This window comes from Lamprobacter modestohalophilus, from assembly GCF_016583905.1.
Classification (GTDB): domain Bacteria; phylum Pseudomonadota; class Gammaproteobacteria; order Chromatiales; family Chromatiaceae; genus Lamprobacter; species Lamprobacter modestohalophilus.
This window is the reverse complement of the sequence record NZ_NRRY01000003.1, coordinates 108,932-127,011: the sequence shown is the minus strand read 5'-3', so window position 1 is coordinate 127,011 and position 18,080 is coordinate 108,932. Positions and strand designations below refer to the sequence as shown.

The following is an 18,080-nucleotide window of genomic DNA, read 5'->3' as shown; positions in this document are numbered from 1 at the left end:
GTCATAAGCTATTATTTATAAAGTATTTTTTCAATCTTCATGTTGTTGTATCACCCAATCGACCTAGACGAGCAGAGGTGTTGGCTTTCTTTACAGATCGATGGCAGCGCTCGGATGCCTACCTCGAACCGCCAGCGGCCTATGCGCGGCCTGGTTCAGTGGATACTCGCTTGCGGTCCCGCTTAAACGGCTCGAGCAGAATGATCAAGGCGGGCATGAATAAGAGATCGAACAGCAGCGCCGCAACCAATCCCAACGCCGTCAGCAGCCCAAACTGCACAGTCGGCACGAAACTCGACGCCCCCAACAACAGGAACTGGGCGCAGAGGATGACGGTGGTAGCGGTGAGCGCACGGCCAGCGTGCTGGTAGGCGCGGGCTAGCGCCCAGACCGCGCTACGTCCAGCGAGGCGGTGGCGGCGGTAGGCGTGGAAGAGATGGATGGTGTCGTCGACCGCGATGCCGACGGTGACGCTGGCGATCATCGCCGTGGCCATGTCGAGCCAGATGCCGAGCGCGCCCATGACGATGAAGATGAGCAACACGGGCGCGAGGTTGGGGATCATGGTCAGCGCGGCCGCGCCCAGCGAGCGCCACATGGCGAGCATGAGCAGGCTGATCAAGACCACCGCTACGATGAGGCTGCGTAGCTGGCCGTTGATCAACAGTTGCTCCTGATCGGCGAACAGGCGCCCGAAGCCGGCGATTTCGATCTGCATCTCGCCCCAGTCGGTGTGCGCGAGCTGGGTACGAATGCGGCCAATCAGCGCATTGATGGCGCGGGCACCATGGATATTCAGATTGAGCGTCAGGCGCGCGCGCGCGAATTCGCGATCGACCAGCTCGTGTAGGTCGCGGCCGTCGTAGATGAGCAGGTATTGGGCGATCAGCGCGCGATTGTCCGGCAGGGTGCGGTAGGCGGGGTCTTCCTCGTGGAAGGCCCAGTGCATCTCTTCGATCAGGTCGACCATGGACAGCGCGCGGGTGACCTCGGGCTGGGCCTCGAGCCAGGCCTGTAGCTCGGCGATACGGCGCAGCTGCTCGGGCGCTTTGAGGCCATCACGCGCGGGCATGTCGAGGATGATCTCCAGGCTGGTGACGCCGATTAGGCGCTCCTGAATGCGCTCGGTTGACTGGCGGATGGGCGCTTCGGGGGTGAAGAAATAGAGCAGATTGGTTTCGGTCTGGATGCGGGCGATGAAGGGCGCACCGGCAGCCATGATCAGCACCGTGATCGCGACCACCCAACCGGCGCGACGCATGCCAAGATCGCGCAGGGAGCGCACCAGATGATCGAGCCAGCGCAGGCCGCCGGAGCGGCGCACCCAGGTCTGCTGATCCCAACGCTCGAAGAGTGCGGGCACCAGTAGCAGCGCGAACGCGCACTGAATGAGCAGGCCGGCGGCGGCGGCGAGCCCGAAGGCCGCGATCGGACGGATCGGGCTGAAGCCGAGGGAGGCGAGACCGACCGAGGTGGTGAGGCTGGCGAAGAGGATGGGTTTGGCGACTTGGGCATAGGCCCAGTCGATGCGCTCCTTGCCAGTGAGGCCGCGCTGGGCGGCATGGGCCATGGCATTGAACCAATGGATCAGACTGGCCAGGGTCAGGGCCGACATCAACGGCGGCAGAATGGCCGCGATGAGGGTGAAGGGTTGGCCGGCCAGCACTAGCAACGCCAGGGTGAGCAGGGTGACGGCGCTGATGGTGAGCGCGCTGACAACCACAGCGAGTAGGCGGCGAAACAGCAGCCAGACGACGAAGAGGCCGATGGCGAGGGTGCCGGGCACGAAGATGAGGATGTCGTGCAGCATGGCGTGCAGCTCGGCGACATCGACGGCGAGCTGGCCGGCCAGGGCGGTGTGTTGGTCGCTCAGGCCCTCTTCGGCGATGGCGTCGAGCAGCGCCTGTTGCAGGGCGAGGCGTTGCAGGCTGCCATCGAGCGTCTTGGGCCGGATGATGAGCGAGAAACCGGTGCCGTCGGTGGTGACCAGCAGACCGGGGGCAAAGCGATCGTTCAGCACGCGTGCGCGGCGTTGGTCTGGATCGAGCTGATCGAGGAGATCGGCGGAGAGCAGCGGCTCGACCGCAAAGCCATCGGCGGTGCCGCGAATCTGGTCGAAGGCGCCAACCGCGAGCACGCGATCGACCTGCGACAGTTGCTCCATGCGCTGGGTGAGGCGCAGAAAGGGCTCGAGGAAGCTGTCCTCAAAGAGATCCTGGCCCTCGAACAGGGCGACCAGGACCTCATCGGTGGGAAAGGTCTCGCGCAGTTGGTGCTCGAACTGAACCGTCGGCACGCTGGGCGGGAAGTAGGTATCGGGTGCGTTGTTGACCTGTAGCCAGGTGAGGATGACGCCGCCAGCGAGGCTAGTGAGCAGCAGGATGCTGAGGGCAAGGCTGGCTGGCAGGTGAATGCGTTTCATGGTGCACGGATTGTTGAGGTGAGGGGTGGCGGTCCGTTAGTCGTCTTCTCGACGCTCGAGACGCGCGCGATGCGAACTCAGGGTGTCGTTCAGCTGACCTAAGACCTCGCTGGCGACGGACATGATGGCTTTAGGGCCGAAGCCGGCCAAGGTGAGCTCGCGATAGAAGGATTTCGCCACGATCTTGGCAATCCGGGCTGGATCAGGATTGATCGGCCCGGCCCCACCCGCTTCACGCTGATCAAGCACCTGAGCCATCTGCAGGATGCGCGATTCGGAGAGTCTCTCGAGCTGGAAGACATGGATCGACTTGCCCACGAACAGCGCGAAGAGCTCCAACAGCTCGAGGTCCGCCTCGCTGAAGCGGTCACCCTGCAGACGCTTGCTCACGTTGATCACGCCCAGCACGCTGTTGGCGGTGGTGATGGGGGCTGACATGAAGGGCTCATCGATGCGCTCGGGCTGCGCGGCAAAACTGGCCAACGGCGAGGCGATGACATCATTGACCATCAACGCCTGGCGCGTCGAGGCCACCTGCCAGGCGATACTCGAGTGCGGTTTTGCCGGTACCTGGTAGGCGATTGCTGGCAGGTCGCCGAAATGCGAGTACACCTTGAGATCCTGCCCGCCCGCGTCGCTGCTGCCAGACAACAGCATCACCGAGCAGCGCCCTGCCCCGATAGAGCGCGCCGTCAACCCGGCGAGGTCGCGTAGGCCTTCCTCGAGGTTTGGTTTCTGCTCGATCAGCGTGGTTACGCCGACTAACTGTTCAACAACAAGTCGCGCCATGGTTGTTCTCTTGGCCTCGAGGCTCTCTAGCGCGCGGTAATGCGCAAACTTCTGTCCGCGATTGTAGGCTTCGGTGGACTCCGACAACACTTCGACGATCAGCTGTGGATTGGTAACCACATCAGGTCAGTCATCATATCCTAGTTGATCTTCACCGAGATCCGATTCTGACGCGTGCAGCATCGGAACCTCGCCTAAATACCTGCTATATTTCTCGGCATGAGAGAACATTTACAGGTAAAACGATGGGCCGAACAGGTGCTTCCTGCGGCTGATCTGCGCGGGTTAGTGTTGCTAACGGGCGCTCGTCAGACCGGCAAGACGACATCGGTCCGCCGGCTTTATGCCGATCTCGCCTACTACAACCTCGACGCGATCGAATATCGCGATCAACTCTCAGCAGTGAGTTCTTTTGCCTGGGGAAAGACCGTCGGCAAAGCGGTGCTCGATGAGGTGCAAAAAGCGCCCGAGTTGCTCGATAAGGTCAAGTTTGCCTACGATGATGGACGATTGGATTTCAGTGCCTTACTGGGCTCGGCACAGATTTTGTTGTTGAAGAACATCAAAGAGTCTCTGGCGGGGCGCGTCTTTCTCTACGAGCTTTTCCCGCTGATGCTTTCTGAGCTTGTTGCCGACGAGCAGAGTGAATTGTCTGAACCACTGCTGGCGCGACTGCTGGCGAGCGACCGACCGCTGGATTGCCTGCGGGAGGAGCCGGTGGTCTTATTTGGATACATCGCGGAACGGTACCAACAAGCCCAATGTCATCTTTGGAAATGGGGAGGCATGCCCGGCTTACTCGCGCTCGACGAGTCGATGCGTCAACGCTGGCTGAAGTCCTATGAAATCACCTATCTGGAACGTGACTTGGGGGATCTGGCGCGTCTGGATGATCTCAAGCCGTTCCGCCGTTTTCAGAAGCTCGCCGCCTTGCGTTCCGGCCAGATGTTGTCGTTTTCCGAGTTGGCGCGCGATGCCGGCGTAGCCGTCGAGACAGCACGGCGTTACATGGAATACCTGCGCTTGTCGTATCAGGCCTTCCTGCTCCAACCCTATGCCGAAAACATTACCAGTCAGGTGGTCAAGACGCCAAAAGTGTTCTGGATGGATTGTGGACTACTGCGTTCGCTGATCGGCCGTTCCACCGATGCGCCCATGGACGGGCATTTTTTTGAAACCTATGTGGCAGCCGAATTGATCAAGTGGCTACGGACATTGCAGTCCGACACGCAGCTATTTTACTACCGCACCCGCTCTGGCTTGGAGGTTGATTTTTTGTTGCAAACGATGACGGGCTTTTTGGGCCTAGAAGTCAAGAGCCGGAAGACTGTTAGCGCAACAGACCTCGGCGGAATGAAGCGACTCGCAGCCAAGCTAGGTGAACGATGGCTTGGAGGGCTGGTGGTCTATTGTGGTGATCAATTAGGAGAGATCGAACCTGGCTACTGGGCAGTGCCTTCTCATCGATTATTTGGCTAACAACTGACCCAAGACGCTGTCGATGCTCTCGCCGGCCGCCAGCAAACCGGTCATCGTACCCACGGTGATCCGAATCCCGCGGATACAGGGTTTTCCACCCATCTTTCCTGGGTCGAGGGTCATGCGATCAAGCTCTGGATAGCTCATCTTGCCATCTCCGTTGGATGCGACCGGAGCGCCCATGGCGTCTCCACCGAGATCTGATATTAGTAACCACATCACGTCGGTGATCGTAGAACGCGCGATCTCCCCACAGCCAATCATCAAAGCTGATCTGTGGAGCCGGCTGCACGGACATGGCTCTACCTCTCATTCAATCTTCTGTTGATCTTCACCGAGATCCGATTCTGGAACCTGCAGCGCTGGTTTGGATGATACTGAAACCTGGCCGACCAGCTCAGGCGCGGATCAGCCGCACTGCGCGGCCAGCGGGTGTGCGGGTTAGGCTGCTTGCCAGGCGCTCGGCGAGCGGTGGCGCCTCGGGGCGGCGGTCGAAGATGATCAGCCAGCCGCTGTTCAGCGCCAAACTGGCCAGGTAGCCATCGAGCTGCGCCAGGCCTTCCGTCAGTGGATCGGGCGCGCCAGGGCGCCAGACTTTCAGCTCGATCCCAAGCACCAGCGCGCGGTAGGTCAGGCACAGGTCCATGCGGCCCCGCCCGATGGCGTATTCGCGCTCTAGGCTGCCCTCGCCATTGACGACCCGCTGCAGAAAGGCCATCAGCACTAGATGCGGGGCGATTTCGTGATAGGGCGCGCTGCCGAGCAGGGCCTCGCCGTGCTGGCGCCAGAAGCTGAGGAAGGCGTTGAGCAGGGCGTCCGGATCGAGGTTCCCAGCGGCATCGAGCCAACTCGGGCGGATCTGCGGCAGGGAGTCCATGGGTCCGCTGGCGAGGGTGCGTGGCAGCACTTCGCGGTAGATCGGGTTGGCGATCTCCAGGCTGCCGCCATTGACGCGCCGCAACAGTCCCAGGTCGACCAAATAATCACGCTCGTCGATCGGGATCACATCCATTGCGGTGCCGGCCAGCATGGGCTCGATGATGCGCCGCACCCGCGGCTCGCGCAGCTTGTCGGCGAGCTGGTCGAGATGGGTGACGCGGCGCAGGATCAGCTGCTCTTTTGCCTGATCGATCAGCGCCCGGTTGATAGGCTTGGTGCGGTCGCGACCCTCGGGCATCCGGAAGCAGGATTCATAGGCGAGCGCATTGACGAGCCAGGGCTGGCCTTGGGTCAGATGCCAGACCCGCTCGACGGCCTCGGGGGTGAATGGCTGCCCGGTTTCCAAGCTGTGCTCGCCGAGCAGCGTCTTGACCTCTTCGGGGTGAAAATCCCCCAGTCGCAGGGATTCGGCTTTGATGTTGAATGCACTGCCACCGGTGATGGGCTCCGCCTCGGAGCTGGCGTGGATGCGGTAATCGCGCAGATCGCGTACGCCGCAGAGCACCAAGGTGCTCGGGAAGGCGCTGGGGCGCTGACGGTAGCCGGCGCGCAACTGTCGCAGTAGCGAGACCAGGGTATCGCCGACCAGCGCGTCGACCTCGTCGAGGAAGAGTACCAGGGGCCGCTCGGAGCGCTCACACCAGCGGGTCAGAAAGGCGCGTAGGGCACGCGTTGGGGCGTTGTGCGCCAGCACGTCTTCTGCCAGTTCCGCAAGGCCCTGCTCGCCCGTATCCAGGCGTGCTTCGGCGGCGATGGTCTGCACGATGTCGGTCATCGCCAGTGCGAGGTTTTCGCGTGCAGCCTGGGCGGTTTCGAGATTGGCATAGACCGCCAGATAGCGGCCCTCGCGGTTGAGGTAGTCCATCAAGGCCAGCAGGCAACTGGTCTTGCCGGTCTGGCGTGGTGCGTGCAGCAGAAAATATTTTTTCTGCTCGATCAGGGCGAGCACGTCACCAAGATCCCAGCGTTGCAGCGGCGGCAAGACGTAATGGTCTTCGGCCCGCACCGGGCCTTCGGTGTTGAAAAATCGCATCACTGGAGTTCCGCCAAACGTGTCTCGTCCCAGGGGGTATGCGGTAAGAAAACGCGGTGCAGGCTCCCCCGTTTGCGCTGTGCTTACTTACGCTGTCTCACTCGATATTCTGAACCTGCTCTCGCATCTGCTCGATCAGTACCTTCATATCGACAGCGGCGCGGGTGACCGCGGCATCGGGCGATTTCGAACTCAGCGTATTGGCCTCGCGATTGAGTTCTTGCATCAGGAAGTCGAGCCGGCGGCCGATGGGCTCGTCGCTGTTGAGGCTGTCGCGGACCTCGGTGATGTGGCTTTCTAGGCGGTCCATCTCTTCGTCGACATCGAGACGTTGGGCGATCAGGGTCATCTCCTGCTCGAGCCGGGTCTCGTCGAGTTCGTCGCGCACCTCGGCGAGTCGGTCGGCGATGCGGGTGCGTACCGCGGCGAGGACTTCGGGCATCCGTTCGCGGACCTCGGCAACGCGTTCGAGGAGCTTGTCGCAGCGGTCGAGCAGCAGCGTCTTCAGCCGCTCGCCCTCGCGCTCGCGGGCTTCGACGAGGGCGACGAGGCTTTGGTCGAGGAGCTCGAGCGCGGCGCTGCTGAGGGCCTCCATGTCCTTCGGCGCCTCTTCGAGCATGCCGGGCCAGCTCAGCAGGTCGAACATGTGCGGCGCCGCCGGCTCGCCGATGCGGGTGGCGACCTTGTCGGCGGCCTTGAGCAGCGCCTCGAGCAGCGCGGTGTTGACGCGCAGCTCCGCAGAGCCAGCGGAGCCGCCTGGCCCACCGCGCCCGCCTAACCTCAGGCTGAGGTCGATCTTGCCGCGACTCAGATGCTGGCCCAGGGTCTCGCGGACCTTGGGCTCGAGGCTGCGCAGGTCTTCTGGCAGGCGTAGATGCGGCTCGAGGAAGCGATGATTGACGCTGCGGACCTCCCAGGTCAGCTCGCCGGCCTCGGTACTGCGGTCTTGGCGGGCGAAGGCGGTCATGCTCTTAGCCATAGGTTTGTTTCGATCGGGTTGCGGACGTTGGCGCGATCATAACGCGATCAGCGTTGCTGAGCGGCTGAAACAAATCAGCCGTTGCGCCCAGGGTTACTGGCATTGAATCACTGCTGGACACCAAAAGCCGCGAAGAGGCGCGGCAATTGAAGTGTCTGAAGCCTCATCAGTATGCGGTTTGATTTGACCCCAAAGCCGAGCCATGCCGACAATCCGTTCGGCTGCATCGGGGTCACGCAGCCGCTCATCGCCGCTGCTCACGTGCGACAATCAGGCCACGGCGAGACCTCTCTCCTGACGAGCGCCACAGTCACAACTCGCAGGCCAGACCGCCTTGCTTATTATCTTCGCCTCCCTCCATTATCTTCGCCCCCTTCATCCATGGAGCCCCACATGCGCCCGTCTGCCCGCCAACCTGATCAGCTGCGCCCCTTGCGCTTCATTCCCGGTTTTACGTCCCAGGCCGAGGGCTCGGTCCTGGCCGAGTTCGGCGAGACCCGGGTGCTCTGCACCGCCAGCGTCGAAGAGCGGGTGCCGCCGTTCCTGCGGGGCAAAGGTCAGGGCTGGATCACGGCCGAATATGGCATGCTGCCGCGCTCGACTGGTGAGCGCATGCAGCGCGAGGCGGCACGCGGCAAGCAGAGCGGGCGTACCCTCGAGATCCAGCGCCTGATCGGTCGCTCGCTGCGGGCGGCGGCTGATCTAAAGCAGCTCGGCGAGCGCAGCATCACGCTGGATTGCGACGTGATCCAGGCCGATGGCGGCACCCGCACGGCGGCGATCAGTGGCGCCTGGATCGCACTGCAGATCGCCATCCAAGGGCTGGTCGCGCACGGCAAGCTGCAGCAGTCGCCGCTGAAGCGACAGATTGCGGCGGTCTCGGTGGGTGTTTATGCCGGCACGCCGGTGCTGGACCTCGACTATGCCGAGGACAGCAGCGCAGATACCGATATGAATGTGGTGATGACCGATGATGGCGGGCTGATCGAGATCCAGGGCACGGCCGAGGCGGCGCCTTTCTCGCGCAGCGAGATGATCGCCATGCTCGACCTGGCGACGATCGGCATCGAACAGATCATTGCTGCGCAGCGCGCGGTCCTCACCGACTGAGCGTTGCTCCAGCGGAGTGAAACCGCAGATGAAACCCATTCATTGGGCGTCTTGTTTGGCAGCTCAGAAGACCGCTGGCAGCAGAAACGGCATCGAGGGCGGAAGCGGTGCCTGGCAGAGACCCGATGAATCCTCTGCGAAATTCTGCAAAATCTCCGGTTCAAACGCTCTTTTTCAGTGAACAAGCACGAACATGACGCATGAAGCCTAAGATTGACATCAACGCCAACGCCAACGCCATCGTCCTCGCCAGCGACAATGCCGGCAAGCTGCGCGAGATCGAGTCGCTCCTCGCCCCCGCCGGGCTGCATCTGATCCCCCAAGGCCAGCTCGGCATCGGGTCGGCCGAGGAGACTGGCCTGACCTTCGTCGAGAACGCGATCCTCAAGGCCCGTCATGCGGCACGCTGCAGTGGCCGAGCGGCGATCGCTGACGATTCCGGGATCGAGGTCGACGCCCTGCAGGGCGCGCCCGGCATCTACTCGGCGCGCTATGCTGGGGCCGAGAGTAGCGATGAAGCCAACTGTGAGAAGCTGCTGCAAGCGCTCGCCGAGCAGCCCGGCGCTCACCGCAGCGCTCGCTTCCAATGTGTGATGGTCTATCTGCGCCATGCCGATGACCCGACCCCGTTGATCTGCCAAGGCACCTGGGAAGGGCTGATCCTCGACGCACCCCGCGGCCAGCGCGGCTTCGGCTACGACCCGATCTTTGGCGTGCCAACGCACGGCATGAGCTCCGCCGAGCTAGAGCCAGAGACCAAGAATGCGCTCAGCCATCGCGGCCAGGCGTTGCGCGCGCTGGTCGCAAGCCTGCTGGAGCAGCCGACGCCTTATAACCTCAACACCCAGCCTGCAGCCCGGGCCTAACGCTCATGGCGCGGCGCCACCCCGGAAAATGTATCGCATGAGATTCACGTTAACGCGCATGGCACCGCGCCACCCAGCAGATGAATCGCGCGAGATTGACGTGAACCCCTTGAGTTCAGGAACGGGTTTATCCTGAAACCGTCGCTTCATCGCCCTGGATGGCGACGCGCTCTGTGCGCTGGACGATTGAATCGCGCCCTTGAATGAGGAGCCAAACAATGAACGCCTCCGACGATACCGAGGTGTCTGCTCGACTCGACGCAGTGCGTGCGCGCATCGCCGCTGCCGAGGCTCGCTTCGGTCGCGAGCCGGGCAGCGTCGCGCTGCTCGCGGTGAGCAAGGTGCAGCCGGCGGAGCTGATCCGCGCTGTCCATCAGCACGGCCAGCTGGCCTTTGGCGAGAGCTATGTGCAAGAGGCCTGCGATAAACAGGCGCTGCTCGCTGATCTGGCGCTGGATTGGCACTTCATCGGCCGCATTCAGAGCAATAAGACCAAGCTCATCGCCGAGCACTTCAGCTGGGTGCATGGGCTGGGTGATGCGCACCATGCCCAACGCCTCGGCGCGCAGCGGGTCGCGCTCGGGCTTGCGCCTCTGCGCTGTTGTCTGCAAGTCAATCTGAGCGGCGAGGCGAGCAAGGCCGGTGTCGAGCCGGAGGCGCTGCCCTTACTGCTCGAGCAGTGCAGCGCGATCGACGGGCTGCGCATCGAGGGCTTGATGACCCTGCCGGCCCCAAGCGACGACTTCGAGTCCCAGCGCCAGCCATTTGCCGAGCTGCGCGCCCTGCGCGATCAGCTTGCAACGCCGGAGCAGCCGCTTGCGACCCTATCGATGGGGATGTCCGACGATCTTGAGGCCGCAGTCGCCGAGGGCGCTACAATGGTGCGTATTGGCACGGCCGTGTTCGGCCCGAGATCGAAATATTAGACGTCAGGAATCTTCTTGCCTATGCCCTCAACCACGACACGCATTGCCTTCATCGGCGGCGGCAACATGGCCCGCAGCCTCATCGCTGGGCTGATCGCAGACGGCTATGAGGCCACGCGGCTGACCGTCAGCGACCCGGATACCGCGAAGCGCGACGCGCTCGCCGAGCAGTTTGGCATCACCGCCTGCGCCCAGACTGTCGAGGCGATCGACGCCGCCGAGGTCATCGTCCTCTGTGTCAAACCGCAGGTGGCCGCGGTCGCCTGCCGCGAGGTCGGCGCCCTGCTCAGCGAGCCTCTGCCGCTGGTCATCTCGGTGATGGCTGGCGTCACCGAGGCCTCGATCCACGGCTGGCTCGGACAGCCCGCGCCGCTGGTGCGCGCAATGCCCAACACTCCGGTGCTGGTGCAATCCGGCGCCATTGGGCTGCATGCCAGCGCCGGTACCTGGGCGAAGCAGGTCAACCTGGCCGAAGAGGTCATGCGCGCCGGCGGCTTGACGCACTGGGTCAAGACCGAGGCCGAGCTCGACACGGTCACCGCCCTCTCCGGTAGCGGCCCTGCCTACTTCTTCCTGTTCATGGAGTCGCTCGAGAAGGCTGCGATCGCAGAGGGACTCGACCCCGAGGGTGCCCGACTGCTCAGCATCCAAACCGCCTTGGGCGCCGCACGCATGGCGGTCGAGAGCGACGAGTCGCCGCAACAATTGCGCCAGCGCGTCACCTCGCCCGGCGGCACCACCGAGCGCGCCATCGCGGTGTTCGAAGAGGGTGGTCTGCCGGCCCTAACGTTGCGCGCAGTGGCCGCCGCTCGGCATCGCGCGCAGGAGCTTTCCGAACTGATCGCGGAGGAACAATGACCGAGGCCTACTTTACCAATCCACTGATCTTCCTGATCAAGACCCTGTTCGGGCTCTATATCACGCTGGTCGTGGTTCGCTTCCTGCTGCAGTGGGCGCGGGCCGACTTCTATAACCCGATCTCGCAGTTCGTGGTCAAGCTCACCTCGCCGGTACTGCGGCCGCTGCGCAAGGTGATCCCCGGCTATGCTGGCTTCGACCTCTCGGCGGTCGTGCTGGCCTGGGTGCTGAAGGCCTGCGAGCTGGCGTTGCTGTCGATGCTGATGGGACTCGGTCGCAATCCACTCGGCGCCCTCCTCTGGGCGCTACCGGGGCTGGTGTCGCTGATCATCAGCATCTTCCTGTTCGCGGTGCTGATCCGGGTGATCCTGAGCTGGGTGAATCCTGATCCGTACAATCCTGCCGTCATGCTGCTCAGCGATATCACCGACCCGATCATGCGCCCCGCGCAACGGCTCATCCCGCCGATGAGCGGCATCGATCTGTCGCCAATGGTGGTGATGATCAGCTTGGTACTGCTCGAGATGCTGTTGCTGCCACCATTGCGGTTGTTGACCGGGAGTCCTTTCTAATGAACAGGAAAGTCATACCATGAGCAACGAGCCCGACAATCTTGTCTTGGATATCTTGCAAACCATGCGCTCTGAGATCCGCGCTGACATGAGCGAGGTCAAGCAGCGTCTCTCGGCGATTGAAGTCCAAGTCTCAGCCATGGGCCAGCAGCTTGCTGGCCTGAGCACGGCGTTCTACAGCAGTAAAGGCGAGATGGACGAGTTTCGTCGACGTCTTGAGCGCGTTGAGCGTCGATTGGCGCTCCGAGACAGCGAAAGCGCTTGAGCGGCAAGGGCAAGGACAATGACCATGAACGACGCTACTGAGACCAACTCCACCGACTGGTATCGCTGGGAGGGCAACGACCTTTTACTGCGGCTGCGCGTGCAGCCACGCGCTGGCCGCAACGCCTTCGCCGAGCCGTTCGGCGATGCGCTCAAGGTGAAGCTCAAGGCGCCACCGATCGATGGCCGCGCCAACGCCGAGTTGGTGCGGTTCATTGCTGAGAGCTTCGGTGTCTCTTACAGCGCGGTCGATCTGGTCAGTGGGCTGCAGAGCCGCACCAAGCAATTGCGCGTCAAAAACCCAGGTCAGCTGACATTGGGCATCAGCGATGCGCGCAAGGGCCTTAAGTCATGAAGTGAAAAGCGATACCGAAGAACGCGTCGGGTCATCAGCCAGCTAGCAGCCTGTAGACGCGCTCGGCGATGCCGACATCGACTTTTCTGAGTGGCCCGTGGACCAAGGCGCGCTCCGCCTTAAAGCACCAGCCCCTGCCAAAGCGCATAGAGACCAAACCCGATCACCATCACGCCCGCAAGTTGACGAAGCCAGCGTTGCTCACTGATGCGCGCGGCTGCGCCGGCTAAAAGACCAAGCCCGAGCAGGTTGGGCAAGGTGCCGAGACCGAACACCAGCATCAGCAAAGCCCCCTGCAACGGTCCTCCCGAGCCTGCGGACCAGATGAGCACACTGTAGACCAGTCCGCAGGGCAGCCAGCCCCAGACTAGACCGACCGCCAGCGCCTGCGACCAATGGCGCACCGGCAGGAAGCGGCGCCCGAGCGGCTCGATGTGACGCCAGAGCCGCGCCCCGAGCCGCTCGATGCGGGTCAGCCCCTGCCACCAGCCGCCCAGATAGAGCCCAAGCGCGAGCATGAAGACCGCCGCAATGAGATACAGCGCCCGCTGCGCCAGATGCAGCGGCAGAAACTCGAGCGCGACCGCACCCAGCGCGCCCATCAGTGCGCCCGCCAGCGTATAACTGAGGATGCGTCCGCTGTTGTAAGCGAGCTGAAACGGCAGCTGCCGCGCCAGTTGCTGTCGCTGCTCACGCGGCAGTCCGGCGGTGAGGGTCGCGACGATACCGCCGCACATGCCGACGCAGTGCACCCCGCCGAGCAACCCCACCACCCAGGCTGTCAGTAATGAGCCGGTCATCATGCGCAGCGCCCCCGCGGACGCGGCGCCGGACTCGGGCTATCATGCCGGCCCGGTAACGATGATGAGAGAGACCAGACGGCGTCATGCATTCCTATCAACGAGACTTCCTCCGCTTCGCAATCGAGGCCGGCGTCTTACGCTTCGGCAGCTTCACCCTCAAGTCCGGTCGCGTCAGCCCGTATTTCTTCAATGCGGGCGGCTTCAATACAGGCGCGAGCCTGGGCAAGCTCGGCCATTTCTACGCCCAGGCCATCATCGCCACCGGCCTGCAGACCGACGTGCTCTTCGGCCCAGCTTACAAGGGCATCCCGCTCGCCGCGGCCACAGCCATTGCGCTGGCCCATGAGCATGGTCGGGAAACGCCCTTCGCCTTCAACCGCAAGGAGGCCAAGGACCATGGCGAGGGCGGCATCATCGTCGGCAGCGCGCTTCAGGGCAATGTGCTCTTGATCGACGACGTGATCACCGCCGGCACCTCGGTCCGCGAATCCGCAGCCCTGATCGAGCAGGCCGGCGCCCGGCTCGCCGGCGTGATTATCGCACTGGATCGGCAAGAGCGCGGCGAAGGTCCGACCTCGGCCATCCAAGAGGCGCGCGAGCGCTACGGCATCCCGGTGCAGAGTATCGTCAACCTGGATAGCCTGATCCAGTACGTCGATGAGAGCGGGATTTCAAAAGCGACGCTCGCCGCCTTGGCTGACTATCGGGCTGAGTATGGAACTGTGATGAGAGACGCTTGAGGGATGAAGGATGAAGGATGAAGGATGAAGGATGAAGGATGAAGGATGGCGCAAAAAACAGGTCGCTTGGTGCCAAAACCTCGACTGGGTCGCAGTTCCATCATCCGCCAGCGGCTAATCTTTGACTGTGACTTCGGCGAGGCGGGAACGCGTCGCTCCGCGGCTTTCAGCCACCGCGGAGCGACGCACTTATTAGCAAGCGACGCACTTAGTGGCTGTTCATTTCCTACTTCCCGATAATCGCCCAACACTGGCCCTCAAATCGGTAAGAAGTTGATGGACAGTCTCTTAGCAGGAGTCGCTTCAGGCGCACCGCTCGCGCCTGATTCAGCGCCCGCGGATCAATGTTCCCACGCCTTCATCAGTAAATAGATCCAGTAGCACGGCATGCTCGACGCGACCGTCGAGGATGTGGGCGGCACGCACGCCACTCTGCACGGCTTCGAGCGCGCAGCGGATCTTGGGCAGCATGCCACCGTGGATCACGCCCTCGGCGATGAGCTGATTGACCCGCGCGACCTCGAGCTGGCGGATCAGCCCGCCCTGCTCGTCGAGCAGGCCAGCCGTATTGGTCAGCAAGACCAGCTTCTCGGCCTGCAGCACCTCAGCCATCTTGCCAGCGACCAGATCGGCATTGATGTTGTAGGAAAAGCCATCCTTGCCGACACCAATCGGCGCGACCACGGGGATGAAGTCGCCCTGAACCAGCATGTTGATCACTGCGGGATCGATGCTATCGACCTCACCAACATGACCCAGATCGAGGATCTCAGGGGCTTCCAGCTCCGGCGCATCACGTTGCAAGACAAGCTTGCGGGCGTGGATCAGATCGCCGTCCTTGCCAGTCAGACCAACTGCGGCACCACCATGGCGGTTGAGCAGGTTGACGATCTCTTTGTTGACCAGCCCGCCGAGCACCATCTCGACCACGTCCATGGTCTCGCTGTCGGTGACCCGCATGCCCTGGACGAATTCCGTGGCCTTGCCCAGCCGCTTCAACAGATCGCCGATCTGTGGCCCGCCTCCATGCACCACCACTGGATTGATCCCTACCAGTTTCATCAGCACGATATCGCGCGCAAAGCCGTCCTTGAGCGCCTGCTCGACCATGGCGTTACCGCCATACTTGATGACCATGGTCTTGCCCGAGAAGCGACGGATATAGGGCAACGCCTCGGTGAGGACGTGGGCAATATTTTGGGCGCTGTCTGCAGCAATCGACATCGAAGCTCCTCGGGTTAACTGATCAGTATCTGGTTAAGGCAATGGCCAATAAGGCTTGTGCCGCAGGCAGCGGGATTTGAGGGTTCATGCGGCCACGCAGTCTGGCTGGAGGAAAGGTCACCGATCGGTATCAGGTTTAAAGGCAATCGCCTCAATGCCGACCACTATGGCCAAAACCGCCCTCGCCGCGCGCGCTCTGATCAAACGCGCTCACCAGCTCGAGCTCGGCATGCACCACCGGCACCAAGACCAGCTGCGCGATGCGCTCGCCGATCTCGATGCGGAAGGGTTCGGCGCTTCGGTTCCAGCACGAGACCATCAGTTGGCCTTGGTAGTCTGAGTCGATCAGCCCGACCAGGTTACCGAGCACGATGCCATGCTGATGGCCGAGCCCAGAGCGCGGCAGGATCATCGCCGCAAGACCGGGATCAGCGATGTGGATCGCTAGCCCGGTTGGGATCAGCTCAACGGCGCCAGCGGCCAGCTCGAGCGGCGCGGCCAGCATCGCCCGTAGATCCAGCCCGGCGGAGCCGGTGGTCGCATAGGCCGGCAGCGGGAATTCGCCACCCAGCCGTTCATCCAAGACCTTAACCTGCAGACTGTGCGGCATAGCGTTCGGCGATCAAATCCGCAAGCGCCGTGGCCAGCGCCGGCTTGGACATCATTGGTAGCTCACGCCGGCCACCGCCTGGCCACAGGCAGATGAGCGCGTTCTTATCAGACTCGAATCCACCCGGTCCGTCACCGACGCGATTGGCAGCGATCATCGACAGCTGCTTGGCTTCGAGCTTGTCCCGCGCATAGTGCTCGAGATCATCGGTCTCGGCGGCAAAACCGACCGTGAACGGCGGCTTCGGCAAGGCCGCCACCTCGGCCAGGATATCGGGGTTACGCACCAAGGTCAGCGTCATTGTTGCCTCGGTCTTCTTGATCTTGCCATCGACCGGCGCTTCAGGACGATAATCCGCGACGGCAGCGGTAGCGATAAAAAGATCACAGGTGTACACCTGCACCATCACCGCAACCCGCATCTGCAGCGCCGATTCAACATCCACTCGCATCATCTCGACCGGCGCCGGAACGCTGGTCGGCCCAGCAATCAGCATGACCTGCGCACCACAGGCGCGCAGCGCTTCGGCAAGTGCATAGCCCATCTTGCCTGAGCTGCGATTGCCGATGAAGCGCACCGGATCGATCGCCTCGCGCGTTGAGCCCACCGTCATCAGCACCCGTCGCCCGGCGAGGGGATGGCCGTTGGAGAAGGTGGTCGCCTGCAGCATCCGCTCAGCGTCAGCTGAACCAGCACCAGCACCAGCACCAGCGCGGCTCGAAACGGCATCCTGCCGCTGCTGCGCCCGTTTGGCTGTCGGCGTTGCCGCTTGGGCTCCAGCGCGTGTCACTTGGGCTCCAGCGCGTGCAGCTTGGGCTCCAGCGCGGGCCTCAGCCTCGGCACCACCCTGGGCTGCATTATGAGTCGCCTGATCAGCGCCTAAACCATGAGCGTCTAAACCATGAGCGCCTAAAACCGCCTCTGCGATCGCGACTGGCTCCTCCATCCGCCCAGCACCTTGCTCGCCACAGGCCTGCTCGCCAACCGCGGGGCCGATCATCCGCACCCCGCGCGCGGCCAAGCGCTCCACATTCTCCTGGGTTGCCGGATGCGCCCACATCTGCTGGTTCATCGCCGGCGCAATCGCCACCGGCGCCTCAGTCGCCAACACCAGCGTGGTCAGCAGATCATCACCCAGCCCGCAGGCCAGACGCGCGATCAGATCGGCGGTCGCTGGCGCGATCAGCACCTGATCGGCCCAACGCGCCAAAGCGATATGATCCATCCCCGCCTCGGCCTCCGGGCTCAGCAGATCCGTGCGCACCGGGTGGCCACTGAGCGCTTGCAGGGTCAGCGGTGTGATGAAGGCCTGCGCTGCGCGCGTCATGACCACCCGCACCTCAGCGCCGCGCTCGATTAGACGCCGCACCAACTCGGCGCTTTTGTAAGCCGCAATCCCGCCGCTGATGCCAAGCAGTACATGCACTAACTGCGCTTGCAATTCCTGGTCACGGGGCTCGATCACTGTCGGCAACCTCTACTGAGTAACCTCGTCAATGCTAGCGCTGCATCATACCCGATCAAGGTACAGTCAACCGGTTAGTCTCGGTTCAGCAGCTGTGCTGAGATCGATTGTATCGCGCGTTTATCTGCCGTAGATTGTTAGCACAGATTAGCCGTCAACTGGGACAACAGATGTCGGAAACACTCAACAGCGTCAATCAGCACCAGGTAAAGCGACTGGAAGCAAGGATCACTACGGAGCAAAAGCAGCTTTTGAGCAGGGCCGCCGCATTGGAAGGCCAATCTTTAGCGGATTTCGTCGTCAGTAGAGCCCAAAAAGCGGCCAAAGAGACCTTGCTAGAGCATGAACGCCTCCGCCTGAGCAGGCGTGATCAGGAGGCCTTTGTCGAAGCCCTGCTCGACGACGAGCCTCCCGGCGAGCGGCTCCATGCTGCTGCACAGCGATACCTGCAGCGTCGGCAGTCTTGATGCAGGAAGCCAGCACCGAGCCCTCTCTAAGGATTGAACCCCTCGGCCCACATCATGATCGCAGCTACTTTTCGTGCGGCGTAGCGTCACTCGATGCCTATCTGCGCAAGCAGGCTCGGCAGGATGCGAAGAAACGGATAGCAGCGCCCTTCGCGCTAACGAAGGGCGATAGTCCGTGC

General features: G+C 62.6%; 19 protein-coding genes and 1 pseudogene. 10 read left to right on the top strand and 10 right to left on the bottom strand.

What is annotated here, in order from left to right:
- Positions 1-139: 139 nt before the first annotated feature.
- From CKO42_RS02745 to CKO42_RS02735, 3 genes and pseudogenes are all read right to left on the bottom strand, one after another.
- On the bottom strand, positions 140-2,422 hold the full coding sequence (locus tag CKO42_RS02745) for an efflux RND transporter permease subunit (RefSeq protein ID WP_200238307.1): 2,283 nt from the start codon (positions 2,420-2,422) through the stop codon (positions 140-142).
- A gap of 36 nt (positions 2,423-2,458) precedes the next feature.
- On the bottom strand, positions 2,459-3,211 hold the full coding sequence (locus CKO42_RS02740; protein ID WP_200238302.1) for a GAF domain-containing protein: 753 nt from the start codon (positions 3,209-3,211) through the stop codon (positions 2,459-2,461).
- Positions 3,212-3,228: 17 nt separating this feature from the next.
- Positions 3,229-3,319: pseudogene (locus tag CKO42_RS02735) on the bottom strand (Uma2 family endonuclease); the annotation flags it as partial.
- 111 nt (positions 3,320-3,430) lie between these two features.
- Here CKO42_RS02735 and CKO42_RS02730 point away from each other — a divergent pair.
- Entirely contained in the window at positions 3,431-4,690 is a 1,260-nt protein-coding gene (locus tag CKO42_RS02730; RefSeq protein WP_200238299.1) for an ATP-binding protein, read from the top strand.
- Here CKO42_RS02730 and CKO42_RS02725 read toward each other — a convergent pair.
- The 3 genes from CKO42_RS02725 to CKO42_RS02715 all read right to left on the bottom strand — a co-directional run bounded on the left by CKO42_RS02725 (position 4,679) and on the right by CKO42_RS02715 (position 7,629).
- Positions 4,679-4,837 carry a DUF433 domain-containing protein gene (locus tag CKO42_RS02725; protein ID WP_200238296.1) on the bottom strand — a complete coding sequence of 53 codons (159 nt, stop codon included), beginning with the start codon at positions 4,835-4,837 and terminating at the stop codon, positions 4,679-4,681. The two genes, CKO42_RS02730 and CKO42_RS02725, sit on opposite strands and share 12 nt — an antisense overlap.
- Positions 4,838-5,087: 250 nt before the next feature.
- Positions 5,088-6,662: an ATP-binding protein gene (locus tag CKO42_RS02720; protein ID WP_200238293.1), complete on the bottom strand. Its 1,575-nt coding sequence runs from the start codon at positions 6,660-6,662 to the stop codon at positions 5,088-5,090.
- Positions 6,663-6,759: 97 nt separating this feature from the next.
- On the bottom strand, positions 6,760-7,629 hold the full coding sequence (locus tag CKO42_RS02715; RefSeq protein WP_242479064.1) for a YicC/YloC family endoribonuclease: 870 nt from the start codon (positions 7,627-7,629) through the stop codon (positions 6,760-6,762).
- Between the two features lie 405 nt (positions 7,630-8,034).
- Here CKO42_RS02715 and rph point away from each other — a divergent pair, with 405 nt between their 5' ends.
- The 7 genes from rph (at position 8,035) to CKO42_RS02680 (ending at position 12,592) form a co-directional block, all read left to right on the top strand.
- Positions 8,035-8,751 (top strand): ribonuclease PH, encoded by a 717-nt coding sequence (gene rph, locus CKO42_RS02710; RefSeq protein ID WP_200238287.1) that lies wholly within the window; start codon positions 8,035-8,037, stop codon positions 8,749-8,751.
- Positions 8,752-8,951: 200 nt separating this feature from the next.
- A complete protein-coding gene (gene rdgB, locus CKO42_RS02705) occupies positions 8,952-9,617 on the top strand; it encodes an RdgB/HAM1 family non-canonical purine NTP pyrophosphatase (RefSeq protein WP_200238284.1) in 666 nt (221 codons plus the stop codon).
- Positions 9,618-9,835: 218 nt separating this feature from the next.
- Complete coding sequence (locus tag CKO42_RS02700; protein WP_200238281.1) at positions 9,836-10,543, top strand: YggS family pyridoxal phosphate-dependent enzyme; 708 nt, start codon at positions 9,836-9,838, stop codon at positions 10,541-10,543.
- Positions 10,544-10,564: 21 nt separating this feature from the next.
- The gene (gene proC / locus CKO42_RS02695; RefSeq protein WP_200238276.1) at positions 10,565-11,401 is read left to right on the top strand and encodes a pyrroline-5-carboxylate reductase; all 837 of its coding nucleotides are present in this window, start codon (positions 10,565-10,567) and stop codon (positions 11,399-11,401) included.
- Complete coding sequence (locus CKO42_RS02690; protein ID WP_200238269.1) at positions 11,398-11,973, top strand: YggT family protein; 576 nt, start codon at positions 11,398-11,400, stop codon at positions 11,971-11,973. The genes proC and CKO42_RS02690 overlap by 4 nt, the downstream gene beginning before the upstream one ends.
- A gap of 19 nt (positions 11,974-11,992) precedes the next feature.
- The gene (locus CKO42_RS02685) at positions 11,993-12,238 is read left to right on the top strand and encodes a hypothetical protein (protein ID WP_200238266.1); all 246 of its coding nucleotides are present in this window, start codon (positions 11,993-11,995) and stop codon (positions 12,236-12,238) included.
- Positions 12,239-12,262: 24 nt separating this feature from the next.
- Positions 12,263-12,592, top strand: coding sequence for a DUF167 domain-containing protein (locus tag CKO42_RS02680; protein WP_200238263.1), 330 nt, complete (start codon positions 12,263-12,265; stop codon positions 12,590-12,592).
- Positions 12,593-12,711: 119 nt separating this feature from the next.
- On the opposite strand, the gene CKO42_RS02675 is transcribed toward CKO42_RS02680, so the two are convergent.
- Positions 12,712-13,395 carry a sulfite exporter TauE/SafE family protein gene (locus CKO42_RS02675; protein ID WP_420844256.1) on the bottom strand — a complete coding sequence of 228 codons (684 nt, stop codon included), beginning with the start codon at positions 13,393-13,395 and terminating at the stop codon, positions 12,712-12,714.
- A gap of 83 nt (positions 13,396-13,478) precedes the next feature.
- Here CKO42_RS02675 and pyrE point away from each other — a divergent pair, with 83 nt between their 5' ends.
- Positions 13,479-14,135: an orotate phosphoribosyltransferase gene (pyrE, locus tag CKO42_RS02670; protein WP_200238257.1), complete on the top strand. Its 657-nt coding sequence runs from the start codon at positions 13,479-13,481 to the stop codon at positions 14,133-14,135.
- Between the two features lie 327 nt (positions 14,136-14,462).
- On the opposite strand, the gene argB is transcribed toward pyrE, so the two are convergent.
- The 3 genes from argB to coaBC all read right to left on the bottom strand — a co-directional run bounded on the left by argB (position 14,463) and on the right by coaBC (position 17,434).
- Positions 14,463-15,359 (bottom strand): acetylglutamate kinase, encoded by an 897-nt coding sequence (gene argB, locus CKO42_RS02665; protein WP_200238253.1) that lies wholly within the window; start codon positions 15,357-15,359, stop codon positions 14,463-14,465.
- A gap of 151 nt (positions 15,360-15,510) precedes the next feature.
- Positions 15,511-15,969: a dUTP diphosphatase gene (gene dut, locus CKO42_RS02660; RefSeq protein WP_200238250.1), complete on the bottom strand. Its 459-nt coding sequence runs from the start codon at positions 15,967-15,969 to the stop codon at positions 15,511-15,513.
- Positions 15,947-17,434 (bottom strand): bifunctional phosphopantothenoylcysteine decarboxylase/phosphopantothenate--cysteine ligase CoaBC, encoded by a 1,488-nt coding sequence (coaBC, locus tag CKO42_RS02655; protein WP_338034832.1) that lies wholly within the window; start codon positions 17,432-17,434, stop codon positions 15,947-15,949. The genes dut and coaBC overlap by 23 nt, the downstream gene beginning before the upstream one ends.
- A 107-nt stretch (positions 17,435-17,541) precedes the next feature.
- Here coaBC and CKO42_RS02650 point away from each other — a divergent pair, with 107 nt between their 5' ends.
- The gene (locus tag CKO42_RS02650) at positions 17,542-17,901 is read left to right on the top strand and encodes a type II toxin-antitoxin system TacA family antitoxin (protein ID WP_200238247.1); all 360 of its coding nucleotides are present in this window, start codon (positions 17,542-17,544) and stop codon (positions 17,899-17,901) included.
- Positions 17,902-18,080 lie beyond the last annotated feature (179 nt).